This is a genomic window from Streptomyces sp. NPDC001970 (genome assembly GCF_053594115.1).
Window position 1 is genome coordinate 56,033 of record NZ_JBSFDW010000002.1, and the last position, 21,108, is coordinate 77,140.

At 71.1% G+C, this 21,108-nt stretch carries 18 protein-coding genes; 8 read left to right on the forward strand and 10 right to left on the reverse strand.

Annotation, left to right across the window (positions count from 1 at the left end):
• Window positions 1-3: 3 nt before the first annotated feature.
• Both treY and glgX read right to left on the reverse strand, forming a co-directional pair.
• On the reverse strand, window positions 4-2,334 hold the full coding sequence (gene treY / locus ACWCP0_RS02805) for a malto-oligosyltrehalose synthase (RefSeq protein WP_451077064.1): 2,331 nt from the start codon (window positions 2,332-2,334) through the stop codon (window positions 4-6).
• 132 nt (window positions 2,335-2,466) lie between these two features.
• Window positions 2,467-4,587, reverse strand: a complete 2,121-nt coding sequence (gene glgX / locus ACWCP0_RS02810; protein WP_451077065.1) for a glycogen debranching protein GlgX — start codon at window positions 4,585-4,587, stop codon at window positions 2,467-2,469.
• A gap of 128 nt (window positions 4,588-4,715) precedes the next feature.
• On the opposite strand from glgX, the gene ACWCP0_RS02815 reads away from it, so the two are divergent.
• The 4 genes from ACWCP0_RS02815 to ACWCP0_RS02830 all read left to right on the forward strand — a co-directional run bounded on the left by ACWCP0_RS02815 (window position 4,716) and on the right by ACWCP0_RS02830 (window position 9,103).
• The gene (locus tag ACWCP0_RS02815) at window positions 4,716-5,546 is read left to right on the forward strand and encodes a Tat pathway signal sequence domain protein (RefSeq protein ID WP_451077066.1); all 831 of its coding nucleotides are present in this window, start codon (window positions 4,716-4,718) and stop codon (window positions 5,544-5,546) included.
• Window positions 5,547-5,674: 128 nt separating this feature from the next.
• Entirely contained in the window at window positions 5,675-6,988 is a 1,314-nt protein-coding gene (locus ACWCP0_RS02820; RefSeq protein ID WP_451077067.1) for a copper amine oxidase, read from the forward strand.
• Window positions 6,989-7,087: 99 nt separating this feature from the next.
• A complete protein-coding gene (locus ACWCP0_RS02825; protein WP_451077068.1) occupies window positions 7,088-8,320 on the forward strand; it encodes an SAV2148 family HEPN domain-containing protein in 1,233 nt (410 codons plus the stop codon).
• A 60-nt stretch (window positions 8,321-8,380) separates the two neighbouring features.
• Window positions 8,381-9,103, forward strand: coding sequence for an exonuclease domain-containing protein (locus tag ACWCP0_RS02830; protein WP_451077069.1), 723 nt, complete (start codon window positions 8,381-8,383; stop codon window positions 9,101-9,103).
• Window positions 9,104-9,374: 271 nt separating this feature from the next.
• Here the strand turns inward: ACWCP0_RS02830 and ACWCP0_RS02835 are convergent, their stop codons facing one another.
• From ACWCP0_RS02835 to ACWCP0_RS02845, 3 genes are all read right to left on the reverse strand, one after another.
• On the reverse strand, window positions 9,375-10,217 hold the full coding sequence (locus ACWCP0_RS02835) for an alpha/beta fold hydrolase (protein WP_451077070.1): 843 nt from the start codon (window positions 10,215-10,217) through the stop codon (window positions 9,375-9,377).
• Window positions 10,218-10,246: 29 nt separating this feature from the next.
• On the reverse strand, window positions 10,247-11,101 hold the full coding sequence (locus tag ACWCP0_RS02840; protein ID WP_451077071.1) for a phosphotransferase enzyme family protein: 855 nt from the start codon (window positions 11,099-11,101) through the stop codon (window positions 10,247-10,249).
• A 262-nt stretch (window positions 11,102-11,363) separates the two neighbouring features.
• Window positions 11,364-13,601 (reverse strand): MMPL family transporter, encoded by a 2,238-nt coding sequence (locus ACWCP0_RS02845; RefSeq protein WP_451077072.1) that lies wholly within the window; start codon window positions 13,599-13,601, stop codon window positions 11,364-11,366.
• A gap of 415 nt (window positions 13,602-14,016) precedes the next feature.
• Here ACWCP0_RS02845 and ACWCP0_RS02850 point away from each other — a divergent pair, with 415 nt between their 5' ends.
• The 3 genes from ACWCP0_RS02850 to ACWCP0_RS02860 all read left to right on the forward strand — a co-directional run bounded on the left by ACWCP0_RS02850 (window position 14,017) and on the right by ACWCP0_RS02860 (window position 16,284).
• Window positions 14,017-15,225, forward strand: coding sequence for a S8 family peptidase (locus tag ACWCP0_RS02850; RefSeq protein ID WP_451077073.1), 1,209 nt, complete (start codon window positions 14,017-14,019; stop codon window positions 15,223-15,225).
• A 91-nt stretch (window positions 15,226-15,316) separates the two neighbouring features.
• Entirely contained in the window at window positions 15,317-15,886 is a 570-nt protein-coding gene (locus ACWCP0_RS02855; protein ID WP_451077074.1) for a DUF1697 domain-containing protein, read from the forward strand.
• Complete coding sequence (locus tag ACWCP0_RS02860; RefSeq protein ID WP_451077075.1) at window positions 15,886-16,284, forward strand: nuclear transport factor 2 family protein; 399 nt, start codon at window positions 15,886-15,888, stop codon at window positions 16,282-16,284. Before ACWCP0_RS02855 ends, ACWCP0_RS02860 begins: the two co-directional genes overlap by 1 nt.
• Here ACWCP0_RS02860 and ACWCP0_RS02865 read toward each other — a convergent pair.
• Complete coding sequence (locus tag ACWCP0_RS02865) at window positions 16,253-16,444, reverse strand: DUF4236 domain-containing protein (protein ID WP_451077076.1); 192 nt, start codon at window positions 16,442-16,444, stop codon at window positions 16,253-16,255. The two genes, ACWCP0_RS02860 and ACWCP0_RS02865, sit on opposite strands and share 32 nt — an antisense overlap.
• A 264-nt stretch (window positions 16,445-16,708) precedes the next feature.
• Between ACWCP0_RS02865 and ACWCP0_RS02870 the strand changes: the two genes are divergently transcribed.
• Window positions 16,709-17,173 (forward strand): hypothetical protein, encoded by a 465-nt coding sequence (locus ACWCP0_RS02870; RefSeq protein ID WP_451077077.1) that lies wholly within the window; start codon window positions 16,709-16,711, stop codon window positions 17,171-17,173.
• Between the two features lie 59 nt (window positions 17,174-17,232).
• Here ACWCP0_RS02870 and ACWCP0_RS02875 read toward each other — a convergent pair whose 3' ends face one another.
• From ACWCP0_RS02875 to ACWCP0_RS02890, 4 genes are read right to left on the reverse strand one after another with little or no spacing between them, the layout of a single operon-like run.
• Window positions 17,233-18,018, reverse strand: coding sequence for a sirohydrochlorin chelatase (locus tag ACWCP0_RS02875; protein WP_451077078.1), 786 nt, complete (start codon window positions 18,016-18,018; stop codon window positions 17,233-17,235).
• Between the two features lie 8 nt (window positions 18,019-18,026).
• Window positions 18,027-18,911, reverse strand: a complete 885-nt coding sequence (locus ACWCP0_RS02880) for an ABC transporter permease (protein WP_451077079.1) — start codon at window positions 18,909-18,911, stop codon at window positions 18,027-18,029.
• Window positions 18,898-19,689 (reverse strand): ABC transporter ATP-binding protein, encoded by a 792-nt coding sequence (locus ACWCP0_RS02885; protein ID WP_451077080.1) that lies wholly within the window; start codon window positions 19,687-19,689, stop codon window positions 18,898-18,900. The genes ACWCP0_RS02880 and ACWCP0_RS02885 overlap by 14 nt, the downstream gene beginning before the upstream one ends.
• Window positions 19,690-19,722: 33 nt before the next feature.
• Window positions 19,723-20,841 (reverse strand): ABC transporter substrate-binding protein, encoded by a 1,119-nt coding sequence (locus ACWCP0_RS02890; RefSeq protein WP_451077369.1) that lies wholly within the window; start codon window positions 20,839-20,841, stop codon window positions 19,723-19,725.
• Window positions 20,842-21,108: the final 267 nt, after the last annotated feature.

Below are 21,108 nucleotides of genomic sequence, written 5' to 3' on the forward strand. Positions count from 1 at the left end.
AGCTCACTCCTCGCTGCCCTCGGCGTCGGCCGCCCGCTCCAGCAGCGCCACCGGGCGGTCGGCGAAGAGCTCCGACAGCGCCACGGGCCCGCCGCCCGCGAACTCCCGCCCCGGGGTGAGCAGATCCGTCCACCGGCCGTCCGGAAGCATGAGCGACGTCTCGCCCCAGCCGCCCGCCTCGTCCAGCCGCAGCGAGAGCCGGGTCACCGCCGTGACGGCCTCACCGGAGCGGCAGAAGGCCAGGCAGTGCCGGGCCGCCGGGCCCACCGCCTCCACCGGCGCGTACGTTCCCAGTTCGCCGAACAGCTCCGGGCGACGGCTGCGCAGCAGCAGCGCCGCGCGTGTCACCTCGGTCTTCTCGTCCGGCCGCCGCTCCCGGAACGACTCCCGGTTGTCCGGGTCGACCAGCGCCAGATACGTGTGCTCGGTGCCCTGATAGAGCTCGGGCACTCCCGGCATCGTGAGGTGGACGAGCGCCGCGCCGAGCGCGTTGGCCCGCGCGTTCTCGTCGAGTTCGCGGGCGAACAGCGCGAGCGTGTACATCGGCGGCCCGGCGGGCCCCGCCTCCACGAAGTCGCTCACGGCCTGCTCGTACGATGCGTCCGGCTCCGTCCAGCCGGTGTGCAGGCCCGCCTCCCGTACGGACTTGAGCAGGGCGGGCCCGATCCGGTCCGGGCGCGGGATCCCGAAGCCGAACGCCGTCTGCCACGCCACCCACGCCAGATGGTGATCGGGCGCCTGCACCCAGGCCAGCCCGGTCAGCACCCGCTCCCACCGCTCCGGGCACTCCGACAGCACCGCGATCCTGGCCCGGACGTCCGCACTCCGTTTCGTGTCGTGCGTGGACAGCACCGTGCCCGTCGTCGGCCAGTCCCGGGCGATGCGGCCGCAGTACGCATGGAACTCCTCCGGGCTCACCGCCGGGCATCCCGGGTCCCCGCCCACCTCGTTGGCGGAGATCAGCGGGGTGTAGCGGTAGAACGCGGTGTCCTCGACGGACTTGGCGTGCAGCGCGGACGAGGTCTGGGCGAAGCGGGCGCGGAACGCGCCCTGGTCCGGGCCCTCGCCGAGCTGCCCGAGCGCGAGGTCGCGGATCACATCGACCGCCTCGGCCTCGTCGGCGACGGCGAACGCCGCCTTCGCGCGCTGCGCCGCGTCCGCCGTGAGGACCGCCTCGCCCCCGGTGCGGTACGGCCGGTAGACGGGCACCCGTACGAGCAGCTCGCGGATCGCCGTGCGCAGCGCCCAGGGCGCGTGGTCGCGCAGCGCGGGATCCGCCATGCACACGCGTTCGGCGATCCGGGCGAGTGCCTCGGTCTCCGCGACCAGTTCGTGGGTCACCACCTTGTAGGCGGCGCGCCGCACGGTCGCGCCCCAGTAGCCGCCGCGGTCCCCGGCGGGCGAGGCGAAGTCCCGGTAGGCGCGGGACAGTTCCTCGGCCCCGTCGGCGTCGGTGAAGACCCCGTCGATCCGCTGGAGCGCGTCGTAGCCGGTCGTTCCGTCCACCGGCCAGGTGGCCGGAAGGTGCTCGTCCCGGGTGAGGATCTTCTCCACGACCGTCCAGCAGCCGCCCGTGGCCTCGTTCAGCCGGTACAGATACCCCTCGGGGTCGGCCAGCCCGTCCGGATGGTCGATCCGCAGCCCGTCGACGACGCCGTCCCGTACCAGCTCCAGGATCTTGGCGTGGGTGGCGTCGAAGACCTCCGGGTCCTCGACGCGCACCCCGATGAGCCCCGCAATGGTGAAGAAGCGACGGTAGTTGAGCTCCGTGCGGGCCAGCCGCCACCAGGCCGGCCGGTACCACTGCGCATCGAGCAGGTCCGGCAGCGGCAGCGTCTCGGTGCCCTCACGCAGCGGGAACAGGTGTTCCCCGTAGCGCAGGGTCCGTCCCTCCACCCGCAGCGCCGCGAGCTCGTCCCCGAGCCGTCTGCCCAGCACCGGCATCAGGACCTTGTCCCCGCCCGCGTCCCAGTCGATGTCGAACCAGCGTGCGTACGGCGAGGCCGGGCCTTCCCGCAGCACCGCCCACAGCGCTCGGTTGTGGCGCGGCGCGGCGGCCATGTGGTTGGGGACGATGTCGAGGACGAGCCCGAGGCCGTGCTCCCGTGCCGTCCGGGCCAGCGACCGCAGCCCTTCCTCGCCGCCGAGCTCGGCCCGTACGCGCGCGTGGTCGACGACGTCGTAGCCGTGCGCCGAACCGGGCATCGCCTCCAGCACCGGCGACAGATGCAGATGGGAGATCCCGAGACCGGCGAGATACGGCACCGCTGCCTCGGCGGCCGAGAAGGGGAAGTCAGGCTGGAGCTGGAGCCGGTAGGTGGCGGTGGGCGTCATGCGAACGTACGTACCCGCATCACGGGGATCTCTGTCATCCGCTCATGAGCCGATACGGACGGACCTGGTCACGTTCACCTGATGTGACGAACGCCTCCGGCGGTTCACCGTCCCCCACCCGTCACGACCTCGCTACGCCGGCCGCCGCAGCACCACCAGACTCCGCCCGATCATCCGCACCTGCTCCCCGGCCGCCACCTTCGGCCCCTGCCCCGGCGGCACCCCCTCGGGTCTGGCGGTGTCCACGACCACCTCCCACTGCCGGCCGTGGTTGACCGGCACCGCGAATTCCATCTCCTCCGCGCTCGCGTTGACCATCAGCAGGAAGGAGTCGTCCGAGATCCGCTCCCCCCGCGGCCCCGGCTCCGAGATCGCGTGCCCGTTCAGGAACACCGTCAGGGCCTTGGCGTGCGCGGCCTGCCAGTCGCGCTGCGTCATCTCCTCGCCTTCAGGAGTGAACCAGGCGATGTCGGACAGCTCGTCGTGCGTGCCCTCCACCGGCCTGCCGTGGAAGAACCTCCTGCGCCGGAAGACCTGGTGGTCGCGGCGCAGCCACACCATCGCCCGGGTGAACGCCAGCAGCGAGCCCGGCTCCTCCTCGGTCGACGACGGCCAGTGCACCCAGGACAGCTCGCTGTCCTGGCAGTACGCGTTGTTGTTGCCGTGCTGCGTGCGGCCGAACTCGTCGCCATGGCTGAGCATCGGCACGCCCTGGGACAGCATCAGCGTCGCGATGAAGTTGCGCATCTGGCGATTGCGCAACTCCAGAACCTGCGGGTCCTCGGTGTCGCCCTCGGCCCCGCAGTTCCACGAGCGGTTGTGGCTCTCGCCGTCCTGGTTCCCCTCGCCGTTCGCCTCGTTGTGCTTCTCGTTGTACGAGACCAGATCGCGCATCGTGAAGCCGTCGTGGCAGGTCACGAAGTTGACCGAGGCGAGCGGGCGGCGGCCGTCGTCCTGGTAGAGGTCCGACGAGCCGGTCAGCCGGGAGGCGAACTCGGCGAGCGTGCGCGGCTCCCCGCGCCACAAGTCCCGCACGGTGTCGCGGTACTTGCCGTTCCACTCGGTCCACAGCGGCGGGAAGTTCCCCACCTGGTAGCCGCCCTCGCCGACGTCCCACGGCTCGGCGATCAGCTTCACCTGGCTGACCACCGGATCCTGCTGGACCAGGTCGAAGAACGACGACAGCCGGTCCACCTCGTGGAACTGTCTCGCCAGCGTCGCCGCGAGATCGAAGCGGAAGCCGTCGACGTGCATCTCGGTCACCCAGTAGCGCAGCGAGTCCATGATCAGCTGGAGCACGTGCGGTGAGCGCATCAGCAGGGAGTTGCCGGTGCCCGTGGTGTCCGTGTAGTAGCGGCGGTCCTCGGAGAGCCGGTAGTACGAGACGTTGTCGAGGCCCCGGAAGGAGAGGGTCGGTCCGAGGTGGTTGCCCTCGGCCGTGTGGTTGTAGACGACGTCGAGGATGACCTCGATACCCGCCTGGTGCAGGGCCCGGACGGCGGACTTGAACTCCAGGACCTGCTGTCCGCGGTCGCCCCAGGACGCGTAGCGGTTGTGCGGGGCGAAGAATCCGATGGTGTTGTAACCCCAGTAGTTGTCCAGGCCCGCGTCCACCAGCCGGTGGTCGTTGTCGAACTGGTGCACCGGCATCAACTCCAGTGCGGTGACCCCCAGTTCCGTGAGGTGCGAGATCACCGCCGGATGCGCGAGCCCCGCGTACGTGCCGCGCAGCTCCTCCGGCAGTGCCGGATGCAGCATCGTCAGGCCCTTCACATGGGCCTCGTAGATGACCGTGCGGTGGTAGTCGGTCCGGGGCGGGCGGTCGTCGCCCCAGTCGAAGTACGGATTGACGACGACGGACGCCATCGTGTGCGGGGCGGAGTCGAGGTCGTTGCGCGAGTCCGGCCTCCCGAAGTGATAGCCGTACACCGCCTCGCCCCAGTCGATACGGCCGCTCATCGCCCGTGCGTACGGATCGAGGAGCAGTTTGGCCGAGTTGCACCGGTGCCCACGCTCCGGTGCGTACGGTCCGTGCACCCTGAATCCGTATCGCTGACCGGGCATCACACCCGGCAGATAGGCATGGCGGACGAACGCGTCCGTCTCGCGGAGCTCCACCGCCGTCTCCGAGCCGTCGTCGTGCAGCAGACAGAGCTCGATTCGGTGTGCGGCCTCCGAAAAAACCGCGAAGTTGGTGCCGGCGCCGTCGTACGTGGCGCCGAGTGGATACGCCTGTCCCGGCCAGACCTGCATAGATAAGACTCTTCCACTTCTGATCCGGGTAGTGGGGACCTCTTCGGCCAGATCCTCCCCGAAAGAAGGGCAACCTCCTAGGACTTATCGCCGTCCTACCGGGTGACCACAGGTAAGAGGGGGGAAATATGCGCAAACCAGTGCGCCGTCACCTGGGCAAGGTGGTGGCGGGCACGGCCATTGCGGTGACGGGAACCGCCGCGATGATCGGAATCACCCTGCCGGGCACGGCAGGAGCGGACGGCGGCCCGGGGGGCGGAACCGGAGACCGCGCCGCCGCGTCGCAGAGCACCGGCCAGGGCCCGGGTGCAGGGGCCCCGGCCCCCGAGCCCGGCGTCGTGGCCGCAGCGGCCGACGAGGGGGAGAAGGGCATCGGCCGCGACCCGCTCACCGACGACGAGCTGAAGCGGGCCGAGCAGCTGGCGACGGCCCCGGCCGCACGGGACGGCCGGAACGCGGGCGGCGGGCGCGGCCCGCAGCACCTCACCACCGATCTGGCCGAAACCGAGCCGTCCGATGCGGGCCTCGCGGCGCCGCCGCGCCGCGCCGTCGTCTCGTACTACGACTACCGGAACGACCGGCTCGTCACGTCCACGGTCAACCTCACCACCGGGAAGGTGGAACAGAGCGGCGCCCAGCAGGGCGTACAGCCGTCGCCGCACCGCGAGGAGCTGCGGGAGGCGGTCGGGCTGATCCTGGCGAGCCCGCTCGGGTCGGGGCTCAAGGCGGACTACAAGGACGCCACCGGCAGCGCGCTCACCTCGTCGGAGCCGCTCACGCTCAGCGGATTCGTCTACCGCAAGGACCGGGAGGCGCGGATTCCGGAGCAGCTCGCCGACTGCGGGGTGCACCGCTGCGTGCGCGTCATCACCAAGATCACGAACGGGCCGTGGATCGACACGCGGGACCTGGCCGTGGATCTGAGCGCCCGAACGGTCGTCCGTACACCGGCCGCCTGACACCGGCCGCCGGGGCCTGCTGCCCGAGGCCGGCTGACGCCGTCTCCGGTCCGACCGCCGTCGCGGCCGACCGCATTCCCGTCCGCACCACTTCTTCCGCACGAACGTCCGAGGGAGTTCCTCTTCGCATGGACAAGAGCAGATTTCCGCATGCCCGCAAGCCGGCCTCGGTGCTCGCCGCCGCCGTTCTGCTCGGCGGCGCGCTGACCGCCGCGGGCCCGGGCGCCGCGACCGCCGCCACCGCCAGGGCGCCGCAGGCACCCGCCCCGGCGCTGCCGTGCAGCGCGCCCTACCAGGTCACGTCCTCCCTCGCGGGCGGCACCACCTGGCGCATGTGCTGGCACTACGACTCCTCCGCCGGCCTCGTCCTGGACAAGGTCAGCTACCAGCCGAAGGGCGAGCCCCGCCCGATCCAGGTCCTCACCAGCGCCAAGCTCGCGCAGATCCACGTCCCGTACGACGACGGGCAGGCCGAGTACGACGACCTCACCGGCTTCGGCTTCGGGTACGGCCTGCAGAACCTCAAGCCCACCGAATGCCCCGGCGGCACCATCAAGAAGGTCAAGGTCCCCGACGTCGGCCAGGTCAACGGTCTGTGCCAGACCACCCGCTCACGCGGCCACGCCTACCGTCTCGCCAACGACGAGGGCACCAAGGTCTGGCAGGCGGAGGGCAAGGACCTGCTGCTCTACACCGTCAACAAGGTCTCCTGGTACGAGTACATCACCGAGTGGCGGTTCTCGTCCGACGGGACGATATCCGCCAACGTCGGCGCCACCGGGAGCCTCTCGCCGGGCGACTACGACGCGGGCGACGGCCGCGGCTGGCCCATCGGCAAGGGTGCCGAGGACTATGCCACCAGCCACAGCCACAACGTCTTCTGGCGGCTGAACTTCGGCCTCGACGGCAGCAGCAAGGACCGGATCGAGCAGTACGACTCGAAGGTCACCCCGCCCACCGGCAACGGCAGCCCGAAGACGAAGACCACGCGCACGCCGGTCACGACGGAGCTCGCCGGGGACGCGAAGGCGATGCGCTGGTGGCGTGTCGTCAGCGCGACCGGCAAGAACAAGGACGGCCACGCGCGCTCGTACGAGATCGTGCCCGGCCCCACGGCGAAGCACCCCGGCCGCGCCTTCACCAAGCACGACGTCTACTTCACGCAGAACCGCGCCTGTGAGCAGTTCGCCAGCAACAACACCCTCAACTGCGGGCGGGGTGCCCCCGACAGTGTGGACAAGTGGGTCAACGCGGAGACGCTGAGCAACCCGGTGGTGTGGGTCAACATCGGGTTCCACCACATCGCCCGTGACGAGGACCAGCAGCCGATGCCGGTCCACTGGCAGGGCTTCCAGCTCGCGCCCAGGGACGTAACCGCTATGAATCCGCTCACTCCGGCCGAACTCGCCAGTCAGAACGGTGCGCCTCCGTCGGGGAGTTGAGGGACCAGCCTGTCGATCCGGCTGCACCGGCTCCCGCTCGCGGAGTACCCTTCCTTGATCGTTGAAGACGGGTGTCCAGGAGCTGGAGGCGGTGCGCGGGTGAGCTCGGGAGGGCTGGAGCTACCCCCCGGTGACGCCGGTCACGAGGGGGGCTCCGCCGACGTCCCGCCCGGCGCGGTGTCGCTCGCCCGGCCGGTCGAGATCGGAGCGGAACTGGACTGGGGCGCGGACGCCTGGAGCGAGGTGCGTACGCGCGCGCAACGGGCGGGACGGGCCTACATCTGGCTGAACCTGGTGGAGCAGCGGCTGCGCGCCGTCGTGGCCGCTGTGCTCCGGCCGATCTACGAGCCCGTGCACGGCGACGAGTGGGTCGTCGCGGCCGCGGGTCCCGCGGGTCAGGAGTGGGTGCAGCGGGCCGTCGCGGTGCGGGAGGTGTCCCGGCGCAAGGGCTATCTGCTGGACCCCGCCGACGACAACGTGCTGAGCTTCCTCACCCTCCCGCAGCTGCGGGAGCTGATGGTCCAGCACTGGCCCTGCTTCGAGCCGTACTTCGACGACCGGCGCGACGTGGAGCTGGCCCTGGACGAGCTGGAGGTCGCGCGCAACGTCGTCTCCCGCAACCGCGCACTGAGCGAGGCCGTGCTCGCCCAGGCCGAACGGGCCTCGGCGCGGCTGCTGGAGATCCTCGGCAGCGGCGCCGGGGTGCCCTCGGCGGACCGGCTGCCCGTGGACGCGGTCGAGGACCTGGTGGGCGACCGGTACGCGGACGTGGTGTCCGTGCACCCCGACCGGGTGCGACTGCAGCGGCAGCTGCCGGCCGAGGACCTCTTCGGGGGTGCACGGCGGCTCGACGCCATCGGCATAGGCCTGAACCTGCTCGTGCAGAACTTCTCCGGGCGACGGCTGGTCCGGCTCGCCGAGTCCGGGTGCCGGGTGCGGCTGCTCTTCCTCAACCCGGCGAGCAGCGCGGTGAAGCGGCGCGAGCGCGAACTCGGCCTGAAGAAGGGCGAGCTGAGCCGCACGGTGGAGATGAACATCCTCCACATGCGGCGGGTGCGGTCGAAGCTGCGCGACCCCGGGGCCTTCGAGATCCATGTCTTCGACGAGACACCCCGGTTCACGGCCTATCTGGTGGACGGGGACGGACCCGACGGGCTGGCGGTCGTGCAGTCGTATCTGCGGCACGCGCGCGGCATGGAGGCGCCGGTTCTCGTGCTGCGGGGCGGCGGCCGGGCCGTGGTGAGGTCGGGTCAGGACGCCGAGCACGGGCTGTTCCAGACGTACCGGGAGGAGTTCGAGTCGGTGTGGACCGACTCGCGCCCGGTGTCCTGACTGTCAGTGCCACGTGCGAGAGTTTCCGTCAGCACCACGATGAGGGGGGAGCACCGCACCATGACGTGGCACCGTGAACCGCTGGCCGGCTTCGACCTGGAGACGACAGGCACCGATCCGCTGGACGCGCGCATCGTGACCGCGGCGGTCGTGGTCCTGCGGGACGGCGAGACGACCGAGCAGCGGACCTGGCTGGCGGACCCGGGGATCCGCATCCCGGAGCAGGCGTCCGCGATCCACGGCATCAGCAGCGAGCGGGCGGCGGCGGAAGGCCGCCCGGCGCGCGAGGTCGCGGACGAGATCGCCTCGGCCCTCGCGGGTCACTGGGCCCAGGGCACTCCGGTCGTGGCGTACAACGCGGCGTTCGACCTCACCCTGCTCTCGGCGGAGCTCGCCCGCCACGGGCTGCCGTCCCTGTCGGAGCGGCTCGGTGGCACGGAGATCGGCCCCGTCGTCGATCCGTACACGATCGACCGCTCCGTCGACCGCTACCGCCGCGGCAAGCGCACCCTCGAAGCGGTCTGCGGGGAGTACGGCGTCGTCCTGGACGACGCCCACGAGGCCCTGGCGGACGCACTCGCCGCGGTGCGGGTCGCCCACGCGATAGCCGAACGGCACGCGTCGGTCGCGGCGCTGACGCCTGGGGAGCTGCACGCCCGGCAGGTGCGCTGGTACGCCGAATGGGCGGCTGACTTCCAGGACTTCCTCCGCCGCAAGGGCACACCGGACGCGGTGGTCGACGCGTCCTGGCCCCTGCGCGAGCCGGCGGCCACCGTCCGCTGACGGCGGCCGTGCCCGCGCGGCGGCTCCGCCGCGGGGGCAACTCTGTCCCCGTGCCCGGTGCCGCCCGGTCGGCCGGGGTGTCCGTTCTCCAGCGGCGGACGGGCCGAGTTGCGGCCGGTGCCGCCCGGTCGGCCGGGGTGTCCGTTCTCCAGCGGCGGGCGGGCCGAGTTGCGGCCGGTGCCGCCCGGTCGGCCCGGATGTCCGTCCGCAAGCGGCGCGGGGTCGGTCTGCGTGGGCCCGCCGCAGGCGCCCAGGTGAGACCGGACGGGTTCTAGCCCGCAGCCCCGCGCCGGGACTCCGCCTCGCCGATGAAGTCGAGCAGCAGCGCGTTGACGCGCTCCGGCGCGTCCAGTTGGAGCCAGTGCCCCGCGTCCTGGACCCGTTCGTAGCGCCAGGAGCCGGCCACATGCTTCTCCGTGCCGGTCATCGACCGCTCGGTCAGGAAGCGGTCACCCGTGCTCCACATCCCCAGCACGGGCCCGGGCAGCGACGGCAGCGGCAGGTCGGGGCCGAACATCACCTCGGGCGGCAGGCCCGCGCGGTACACCGAGAGGGCGGCGGTGAGCGCGCCCGGCGCGCGCAGGCGGTCGACGATCCCGTCGGCGTCCGGGTGCTCGGCGAGCATCTCGCGGAAGTGCGCGAAATCGTCGCGGGAGAGCCACTCCTCGGCGATGCCCGGCAGCTGGAACAGCAGCATGTACCAGGACTTCTGCCGCTGTTCCCAGCCCGCGTCCCGGAGCGCCCCGAGGTGGCCCACGGACAGAATGCTCAGGCCGGTCACCCGCTCCGGCGCGGCCATGGCCAGCTGCTGGACCATGCCGGAGCCCCAGTCGTGGCCGACGAGATGGACCCGCTCCACCTCCAGCCGGTCGAGCAGTTCCAGCAGGTCGGCCACGGACCGGGCCGGGGCGTAGGCGTCGGTGCCGTCCGGGCGGTCCGAGCCGCCGAAGCCGCGGAGGTCGGGGGCGATGGTGCGGTATCCGGCCGCGTGGAGCGCGGGCACCTGGTGGCGCCAGCAGTCGTGGGTGTCCGGGAAACCGTGCACGAGGAGAACGGCCGGTCCCGCGCCGCCGGTGCCGACCTCGAGGGTCACCTCGCTGAGTTCGACGCGCATCCAACACTCCAATCGTGGAAGGGAAGTGATCAGAACGGGTACCAGCGCACCTCTGTGTCACCCTCGCGCAAGGACGCCACACGGCGGCGGAATTCGGCCAGCGCCCTGGGGTTGGACGGGGCGTGCTGCGCCACCCATGCGCAGCTCGCCGTCTCGCGGGCGCCGCGGAGGACCGGGCACCCGGGCCAGTCGCGGACGTCCCAGCCGTAGGCGGCCGCGAAGGCGTCGTACGCCTCGGGGGCGAGGCCGTAGCGGTCGCGGGCGAGGGCGAGGACCACGAGGTCGTGTTCGCGCAGGTCGGAGGAGAAGGTCTCCAGGTCGACCAGGACCGGGCCGTCCGGGCCGACATGCACATTGCGGGGGAGCGCGTCACCGTGGATCGGCCCCGGCGGCAGATGCGGGGTCAGCGCGGCGGCCGCCGCGGAGAATCCGTCCCGCCGTTCGCGCAGATACGCCGCGTCCGCGGTGTCGATCGCGTCCCCCGCCAGCCGCAGCCATCGCTCGACGCCCCCGAGCAGTTCCCGTCGCGGCAGCGCGAACGGCGCCGCGGGCAGCGCATGCACCTGCCGCAGCAGCGGCGCCAGGTCCCGGGGCTCGGCAGGACGTACGGCCTTTGGCAGCCGGTGCCACAGCGTCACGGGATGGCTCTCCACCAGCCGTGCCTTCGGCTCCGCGGCCCGTACGGCAGGGACGCCCGCCTTCTCCAGCCACCCGGCCACCGCCAGCTCGCGCTCCGCACGCTTCAGCAGCTCCGCGCTCCGCCCGACCTTGACGACGACGTCGCCCGCGCCGAAGACCGCGTTCTCCCCGAGGGCCAGCAGCGTCGCGTCCTGCGCCGCCAGTCCCGCCGCCTCCAGCACCTCGCGTGCGCGTGTCTCGTCCATGGCCCGAATTCTCGCATCTCCGCAGGTCCGGCGGCGGGCGGCGGGCGACGGGCAGGCGGGTGGCGTCCGGGGTGCGCGGCATCGACCCGCGCCGCACGGCAGGCCCCCGCGACACCTGCGACAACCGCGATACCCGAGCCCCGCGGCGAAGAACCCGCGCGGAGCACACCGCGGCAGGGCCGAACGGAGAGTTGAGCAGTCCCACGGGTTCTGCCCCGTCGCGCACCGGAGGCGGGACGGGGCAGCGCTGATCACTTCGTGATCACACCCGTACCGGGTCGCGCCGGTCGTCCCGCCGCGCCGGGGGCGGATCGCCCGCCTGCGGTCCGGACTCGTCGTCCGTCAGATCGGGGAGCCACCGGAGTCCGCGCGGCAGATACCAGTTGCGCTCGCCCAGCAGCGCCATGGCCGCCGGCAGCAGTACGCCCCGGATGATCGTCGCGTCGATGAGCACCGCCGCAGCGAGCCCGACGCCCATCTGCTTCATGGACTGCATGGACAGCGTGCCGAAGATGGCGAACACCGCGACCATGATGACCGCCGCGCTGGTCACCACGCCGGCCGTCGTCACCACGCCGTGCATGATCGCGTCCTTCGTCGTCCGGCCCTGCAGCCGTGCCTCGCGGATCCGGGACACCACGAAGACGTGGTAGTCCATCGACAGCCCGAACAGGATCACGAACAGGAACAGCGGAAGCCAGGAGATGATCGCCCCGACCCCCTCCGCCCCCACCAGCGACGCTCCCCACCCGTGCTGGAAGACGGCGGTGAGGATGCCGTACGCCGCGCCGACCGAGAGCAGATTGAGCACGATCGACGTGATCGCGATCGTCAGCGACCTGAAGCAGAGCAGCATCAGCAGGAACGCGAAGACGACGACGAACGCGAACACCGGCGCGACGGCCCCCACGATCTGCTCGTTGAAGTCCTTCGACCCGGCGACCTGACCCGTGATCGGCGCCTCGACCCCGTCGACCGTCCCGAGCGTGGCCGGCCTGACCGTGTCCCGCAGCAGGTCCAGAGAGAGGGACGCCTTGTCCTGATCGGAGCCGCCGACCAGCGGTACCCCGATGACGGCGACGTTCTCCCTGTCGTGGACCTCCACGTCCACCGGGCCCTGCGACGCGCCCGAAGTCACGGCCTGCGCACGGAAGTCCGCGATCGCCTTGCGGACGGGCCCGGCGTTGATGTCGTCGGCCTTCACCACCACCTGGGCCGGATCGGCCCCGCCGGGGAACGCCGCGTTGACGCGCTCGTACGTCCGCACGATCGGCAGTGAGTCGCCGAACTCCTGGTCCAGCGTGAGATTCTGCGTGTGCATACCCGTCGCGGGCAGCGCGATCGCGACGAGCGCGCCCGCTGCGACCGCGAGGGACAGCTTGGGCCGGCGCAGCACGCCGCCGACCACCCAGCGCCAGAGCCGGCTCTCACCGTCGCCCCGCTTGATGCGGTTCAGGAACGGCACGCGGCCCTTCTCCACCCGCTCGCCCAGCAGCGACAGCAGTGCCGGAAGGACGGTCACGGACCCGACCATCGCCACCGCCACCACCATCAGCGACGCCAGCCCCATCGCCTCGAACTCGGCGAGCCCGGTGAAGAGCATGCCCGCCATCGCGACACAGACGGTCACACCGGAGACGATGATCGCCCGCCCGCTGGTCGCCGCCGCGATGGCGAGCGCGGTCTGCGCGTCGCGCCCGGCGGCCCGCTCCTCGCGCTCCCGCCGCAGATAGAAGAGGCAGTAGTCGACGCCGACCGCCAGACCCACCAGCAGCATCACGGAGTTCGCCGTCTCGCTCATCGGCTGGAAATGGCTGACGACGCCCATCAGACCCATCGTCGCCACGATCGCCGTGACGGCCAGCGCCAGCGGCACCAGCGCCGCGACCAGCGCGCCGAAGGCGATCAGCAGAATGCCCAGGGCGACCGGCACCGCGGAGAGTTCGGCCTGCTGGAAATCGTCGCCGAACGCGTCGTCGAACGTCTTGCCCATGCTCGCGGAGCCGATCTCCTCGATCAGCAGGCCCTTGTGCTCCGCCTGCACCGTGGCCACGGCCTCGAGCACCGGTTCGATCCGTTCACTCGCGGTCTCCGGATCTCCGCGCACATCGAACTGGACGAGCGCGCTGCGCCCGTCCCCGGAAACGGTCTTCGTGTCGTACGGCGAGGTCACCGCGGTCACCTCACCGGTCGCCTCAACGGCTTTCATCACGGCGGAGACCGCCGAGCGGAACTCCGCGTCCTCCGCCGTCGTTCTCCCGTCGGCGGCCTGGACGAGCACGGTCTCGCCCGCCGGTTCCTCGAGCCCCGCGTCCTCGATGATCCGCATCGCCTGCCCGACCTCGCCGGAGAGCTGCTCACTCTCCTTGACGTCGACCCGGCCCGCCGCCGAGCCCAGACCCATGGCCAGGACGACGAACAGCACCCAGATGATCACCGCCGCCCAGCGGTGCCGTGCACTCCAGCCACCGGCGCGCGCGGCGATGCCGCGTGTCCGCATCGCCGGACTCTCCCCGGACTTTCCCATGGTGGCCCCCCGTGTCCTCGTGTGTCCGTGGCGGCGGCCCCGCGCCGCCGTCCTTCCCGGCTTCGACGCTATGGGCGGATGCGAGCGGGCTCGTCGTGCTGACAGCGGAGTCCGCCCTCGGCCGACTCCTCCTTTCCGCTCCGGTCACCTCGTCGTCAGGAAGGAGGAGGAGACCGAAGCCCCTTACACGTAAAGGCAGTTGAGGGGGCCGAGTCCGACTTGCGGCGCGCTGGTCGTTTTCTTATTACAAAGACTTGTTGACTGAGTCACAGCTGTATGAAGGTCTTGATCTGGGCGCGTCAATCGGTCAGGGTTTCGAGTCAGCCCCGGGAGATTTTCCTCCCGGAGGCCCAACCCCCCACAAAAGATGACGAGGAGACCCCTCTTCATGGCAACTCACAAGCGCTCGAGCAGGATCAAGCTCACCGCGGCGATGACCGCCGTGGCCGCAGCCGCCGGAGTGACCGTACTCAACACCTCGTTCGCCGGAGCGGCCCCCACGCCCGCTCCCGCAGAGGGCACGGTCTACGGCGCGCACGCCGAAGGTGCCGTCGCAGGCAGCTACATCGTGCTGCTGGACCAGAAGGCGAACAAGGCGGAGCTGGCCAAGGAGTACGGCGGCAAGCTGCAGCGCACCTACAACTCCGCCATCAACGGCTTCTCCGCCAACGGACTGTCGGAGACCGAGGCCAAGCGCCTCGCCGCCGACCCGGCCGTCGCCAAGGTCGTCCAGAACAAGAAGTTCACGATCAACGCGACCCAGGACAACCCGCCGTCCTGGGGCCTGGACCGGATCGACCAGGCCGACATCGCGGGCGACAGCACGTACACGTATCCCGACAGCGCGGGCGAGGGCGTCACCGCGTACGTCATCGACACCGGAGTCCGTGTCTCCCACAAGGACTTCGAGGGCCGGGCCACCCACGGCTTCGACGCCATCGACAACGACGACACCGCCGACGACGGCAACGGCCACGGCACCCACGTGGCGGGCACCATCGCCGGCGCGGCCCACGGAGTCGCCAAGAAGGCGAAGATCGTCGCCGTCCGCGTCCTCGACGACAGCGGCTCCGGCACCACCGAGCAGGTCGTGGCGGGCATCGACTGGGTCACCCAGAACCACCAGGGCCCGTCCGTCGCCAACATGAGCCTGGGCGGCAGTGCCGACCCGGCGCTCGACGAGGCCGTCCGCAAGGCCATCGCCTCCGGCGTCACCTTCGGCGTGGCCGCGGGCAACGAGTCGAGCGACGCGAGCCAGGGCTCCCCTGCACGCGTCGAGGAGGCCGTCACCGTCGCGTCCTCGACGAAGGACGACAAGCAGTCGGACTTCTCCAACTTCGGCCCGGTCGTGGACCTCTACGCTCCGGGCTCGGACATCACCTCGGCCTGGAACGACAGCGACGAGGGCACGAAGACCATCTCCGGCACGTCGATGGCGACCCCGCACGTCGTCGGCGCCGCCGCGGTCTATCTCGCCGCCCACCAGGACGCCACCCCGGAGCAGGTCGCCAAGGCGCTGACGGACGGCGCCACGCCCGACAAGATCGGCAACCCGAGCGAGGGCACGCCCAACAAGCTCCTGAAGGTCGTCGAGTGATCCGCTGATCGACCGAATCGACGACCGCTGATGAGCCGACGGCCGCCGTGCCCTCCCCCACGGGGCGCGGCGGCCGTCCTATGGTGTGACCATGGCGACCACGGCGAAGACCTCCACGTACGCGCTCCTGCTGCGCGGCATCAACGTCGGCGGACATCGCAAGGTCCCCATGGCGGACCTCCGCACGCTGCTGACGGAACTGGGCCACGGCGACGTCCGTACGTACCTGCAGAGCGGCAACGCCGTCTTCACCGGCGCGACGTGCGACGAGGGCGCGCTCGCCGCGGACATCGGGCAGGCCGTCGAGAAGCACTTCGGCTTCACCGTCGACTGCCTGGTCCGCGGGGCTCCCTATCTCAGGGCCGTCGTCGAGGACTGCCCCTTCCCGGCAGCCGAACTGGAGGGCAGGCAGCTCCACGTCACGTACCTCTCGGGGCGCATCGACCCCGGGCGGCTCGCGTCCATCGACGCGAACTCCTTCCTCCCCGAGGAGTTCCGGCTCGGCGAGTGCGCGCTGTATCTGTACGCGCCCGGCGGGCTCGGCCGCTCCAAGCTCGCGGACGTCCTCGGCAGGCCGAGCCTCACAAAAGGCGTCGTTGCCACGACCCGCAACTGGAACACTGCCGTCAAGCTCGCCGAGATGACCGGAGGCACCGTGTGATGACCGACTCTGCCACTGCCTTCGGCCCTGCCGTCGCCGCCGCCATCGAGGGCGAGCTCCGCCTCCTCGACCCCGTCGTACGCACCGAACCCTCGCTGCTCGCCGAGCTGCTGCACCCGGACTTCCTCGAGTTCGGCGCGTCGGGGCGCCGCTGGACACGCGACGCGATCATCGAGCTGCTCAGTGGGAAGGGTTCCCAGACGCACAAGCCCGTCACCGCGTCGGAGATGACGGGCACCCAGCTCGCACCCGATGTCGTGCACCTGACGTTCGTCACCGAGGTCAACGGTCGGCGCGCCCATCGCAGTTCACTGTGGCGTCTGACCGGTGACGTGTGGCGGCTCTACTTCCACCAGGGCACGCTGATCAGTGCCGACGAAAGCTCCGACGCCAGCTGAAGCCGCCGGGCAGGCGGACGGAAGCACTGCTGTGACCGCCGCTGTCCCGCGTGACACGAGCCCGGCGCGTGCCGACGCTCAGCGACCACCCGTGCGTGCCGAGGTTCAGGTGGACCAGCTTCGGGATGATCGTGAGCCGCTTGTGGTGATAGATCGACATGTCGGCCTCCTTGTCGCCATGGTGCGCGAAGAGCTCGGCGCGGTTGTCACGGCACCGCCACGGTCGTGTCACCGTGGCTGCCGCCTCCGCCGCTACCGCTGTACCAGGGCAGACATGTCCTCATCCGACAGCCGGATCGCGGCTGCGTCCTGGTTCTCCTCCGAATGGGCGAGCGAACCCGTGCCCGGGGGGCGGGCAGAGCGCGGGGGACTGGCGCAGCGGCCGAGCCGCCGGATGTCAGTGCCGCGGCCTATCGTCGATCCCATGTACGACGACGGTGACAGGCCGCCACGGGCCGGCGACCCGCGCGCGACGGAGACGCGCGCGGCCGAGGTGCGGGTCGCCTTCGAGGGCCTGCTGCAGATCCGCCGCCTCACCAACACCGACGCCGCCGACCCGGAGGCGACACCGGCAGTCTGGGAACGCGGCCGCATGGTGCGTGCCGTCGCGCTCGCGCTGGAGGCATCCGGCATCGACCCGTCCGCGGTCGACGCGCCGTCCGGGCAGCGGGTGGCGACGGGATACCGCGTCCGGGCACGGGAGGACGAGCCGGACACGGTCACGGTCGAGTGGCTCGGACCGCACGGCAGCGGGGCCGCGGCCCAGGAGGAGAGCGAGCTCACCGAGTGCGCGCGGGTGCTGGACCGGCTCGGCTGGGACGCGCTGCTGTACCGGGGACGCGGCCGGCATCGCTTCCTGGAGGTTCGGGCACCGCATCCCGGGCGGTGATCCATGAGTCCCGTTGTGGAGGACCGGCGCGCTGACCGCACAGCGGTTCGGCCGGCAGTTCAGCCCGCCGCCACGAGGCGCTGCGCGACCTGCGCCTCGTCGTAGCGCTCCAGAAGAAGTCGCGCCAGCTCGGGCGACGGTCCCAGGACATCGGCCAGGACGTCGGCGCCCGCCGCGTCGGCGCCGTGGGCGATACGGTCCGGGAGGCGGCCCGGGGCGATGACGTACGGTGCCACCGCGACCCGGGCGACGCCCTCGGCGCGCAGCGCCCGTACCGCGTCCTCGGTACGGGGCAGCGCGGCGGAGGCGAACGCAGGTCGCACGGCGCACCATCCGGTGTGCCGCAGCTCCCGCGCCACATCTGCGATCACTGCGATCGCCTCCGGGTCGGAGGAGCCCGCCGAGGCCAGGACGACCCCGGTCGAGCGCTTGTCGTACGGGGTCAGCCCGGCCTCGTACAGCCGCCGTTCCACGGCGGCCGGCAGCAGCGGCGACGGGCCGAGGACATCGGCCTGGGTGATCCGCAGCCGCGGGTACCTGGCCCTGGCCTCGTTCAGGACGGACGGGATGTCCGCCTTGGCGTGGAAGGCGCGGGTCAGCAGCAGCGGCAGCGCCACCACCTCCCGCACGCCGTCGTTCGCCATCCGCTCCAGGACCTGCGGCACGGACGGCGCGTTGAAGTCGAGGAACGCCGTCGCGACGCGCAACTCGGGCCTCCCGGTAGGCCCTTGAGGGCCTGGGGGGACCCCCGGCGACCGTACGTGCCGCACCAGGGCGTGCACCGTCGCGGCGTGCCGCGGGTCGCGGCTGCCGTGGGCGATGACGAGCAGGGCAGGGCTGTGCATGGGAACGCTCAGTTCTTGACGAGCAGACCGCGGCTGCGCAGGACCCGTCGCTCCAGCGGGCTGAAGATGAGCAGGTCGATGGCGATACCGACGATCAGGATGAGGATGATCGAGAGGAACACCCCGGGCATGTCGATGTTGTTGCGGGCGTTCTCGAGCAGCTGACCGAGGCCCAGGCCGAGGTCCGGCGAGGACGCGATGATCTCGGCGGCCATCAGGGAGCGCCATGAGAAGGCCCAGCCCTGCTTCAGGCCCGCCAGATACCCGGGCAGCGCTGCCGGCATGACGATGTGCCAGGTTCCCCTCATCCCCGTGGCGCCCATGGTCTGCCCGGCGCGCAGGAACAGCGGCGGCACCTGGTCGACGCCGGAGACGAGGCCGTTGGCGATCGACGGTACGGCGCCGAGCAGGATGACCGCGTACATCATCGAGTCGTTGAGGCCGAGCCAGATGACGGCCGGGGGCACCCATGCCACCGACGGCAGCGACTGCAGGCCCGACAGGATCGGGCCGATCGCGGCGCGCACGAACTTCACCCGGGCGACGAGCAGGCCGAGCGGCGTGCCGATGGCCAGGGCCAGCAGGAAGCCGAACAGACCGCGCGAGACGCTGGTCCAGACGACCTCCAGCAGGGTGCCCTGCAGCCACATGTCCGTCAGGCCGTTCCAGACTGCGGACGGCTCGGGCAGCTTGTCCTCGGTGGTGACCTTCGCGGAGACGAGGAGCTGCCAGACGACGAGGACGAGCGCGATCGCCACGACCGGTGGCAGGACCTTCTTGACGAGGACCTCGCGGACCGGTGTACGGCTGATCTCGACCGTGTCGAGTGCGTCCAGACCTGCTTCCAGACCGGCGAGGTCGTCCTGCTTCGGGGCGGTGTCAGTGCTGGCCATGGCGGCGGATCTCCCCACGCAGTTCTTCGGTGATCTCGATGGACAGCTCCGCCACGGCCGCGTCCTCGATGCGACGCGGCTGCGGGATGCCGACCGTCCACTCCCGGGCCACCCGGCCGGGCCGCGAGGACAGCAGCACCACGCGCTGCGCGAGTCGTACGGCCTCGCGGACGTTGTGCGTGACGAAGAGGACCGACAGGTTCGTCTCGGCCCAGATCCGCGTCAGTTCGCCGTGCAGCACATCACGTGTGATGGCGTCCAGCGCCGCGAACGGCTCGTCCATCAGGAGCAGTTCGCTGTCCTGGGCCAGCGCCCGCGCCAGGGCCACGCGCTGGCGCATACCGCCGGACAGCTCGTGGACCCGCTTTCCGTACGAGCCGCCGAGGCGGACCAGCTCCAGCAGCCGCTCGGCCTCCGGGCGGCGCTCGGACTTGGGGAGTCCGCGCAGCCGCAGCGCGAGTTCGATGTTCTTGCCCGCGGTCAGCCACGGGAAGAGGGCGTGCTCCTGGAACATCAGGGCGGGCCGCCCGCCGGGCGTGTGGATCGACCCGGCGGTCGGCCTGTCGAGCCCCGCGACCAGGTTGAGCAGGGTGGACTTGCCGCACCCCGAGGCCCCCAGGATGGTGACGAACTCGCCCGGCGCGACATCGAGGCTGATGTCGTCCAGGACGAGCTGGGCCCCGGCCGGTCCGGAGAAGGACTTCGAGACATGCTCGATACGGGCGGCGTGCGACACCGCCGTGGTGCTCTCGGCAGCCTTGGCAATCGCGGTAGCCATGGTCGTCACCTCCTGGGGGATTCGGTGTGCGGGTTACTTGACGCCGAGACCGGCGTCGGAGAGCTCGGGCTTGCCCTCGGCCTTCAGCACCTTGTTGAGCAGCGTCAGGTCGTAGATGCCGTTCAGGTCGGGCTGATCGATCAGCTCGGCCTTGACCGCCCACTCGGACTGCGTCTTCAGCGTGGTGGCCAGCGGGTCGTCGGTGATCCGGATGCTGGGCCACGCCGGGTCGATGACCTCGGCGGCGAGCTCCTTGCCGGTCTCCTCCTTCAGCGCCGCGTTGGCGGACGCCTTGGCCTTGTCCGGGTTGGCGTCGATCCAGGCGTTGGTCTTCACCGTGCCGCGCAGGAAGGCCTCGACGACGTCCGGGTGCTCCTTGAGGAACGTCTGCGAGACGATGATGTTCGTGATCACGAACTTCTTGTCGGGCCACAGGGCGGCCTCGTCGAGGAGGACCTTCGCACCTTCGGAGACCAGCTTGGAGGCGGTCGGCTCGGGCACCCAGGCGCCGTCGATCGAGCCCGACTTGTAGGCGTCCGGGGTCACCTTGTTGTCCGTGCGGACGACCGAGACATCGCCCTTGCCGCTCTCGGAGTCGACCTTCCAGCCCTTCTCCGCGATCCAGTTGAGGAACGCGACGTCCTGCGTGTTCCCCTTCTGCGGGGTGGCGATCTTCTTGCCCTTGATGTCGTCCAGGGTCTTGATCCTGTCCGGGTTGACGACGAGCTTCACACCGCCGGAGGCGGAGCCGGAGATGATCCGCAGGTTCTTGCCCTGGGACTTCACATAGGCGTTGATGGACGGCGAGGGGCCGATGAAGCCGATGTCCAGCGAGCCGCCGTTGAGGGCCTCGATCTCGGACGGGCCGGCGTTGAAGGCCTGCGGCGCGATCTGTGTGCCGCCGAGCTCCTTCTGGATCAGGCCTTCCTGGAGGCCGACCAGCGCGGTGGCGTGGGTGAGGTTCGGGAAGTAGCCGACGCGGATCTTGCCGACGGAGAGCGTGTCGCCCTTGGCCGCCACTTCGGTCTTCTTGTCGTCCTTGGCCTCGGAGCCGTAGCCGCAGGCGGTGAGCGCCACGGCCAGCAGCGGGAGGGCGGCGGCAGCGGCGAGGCTGCGGCGCAGGGTGTTGGGGGCGCCCCCACGGCGGCGCAGCCGGGAGTGGGCGAGGGGCGTTCGGGGCTTACGGCTCGTACGGGTGGCAGGCACGGGAGGTGTTCCTCTCGGAGGCCCGGTGCTTACGTCCCCCGGTGATTCCGGGTGTGTCGGGACGCGGCCGGGTGATCGGCTGGTCTCTGTCGTCGTCTGTGGTGCGTTCGGGGCGTCGCGCTCGTCATCGGGCACATCGCGCGACACCTCCGGAGCCCGCGCCGAGGATGCCGCTGCCCACGCGGCCGCCCTCCTTCGCGAAGGTCGCGTACA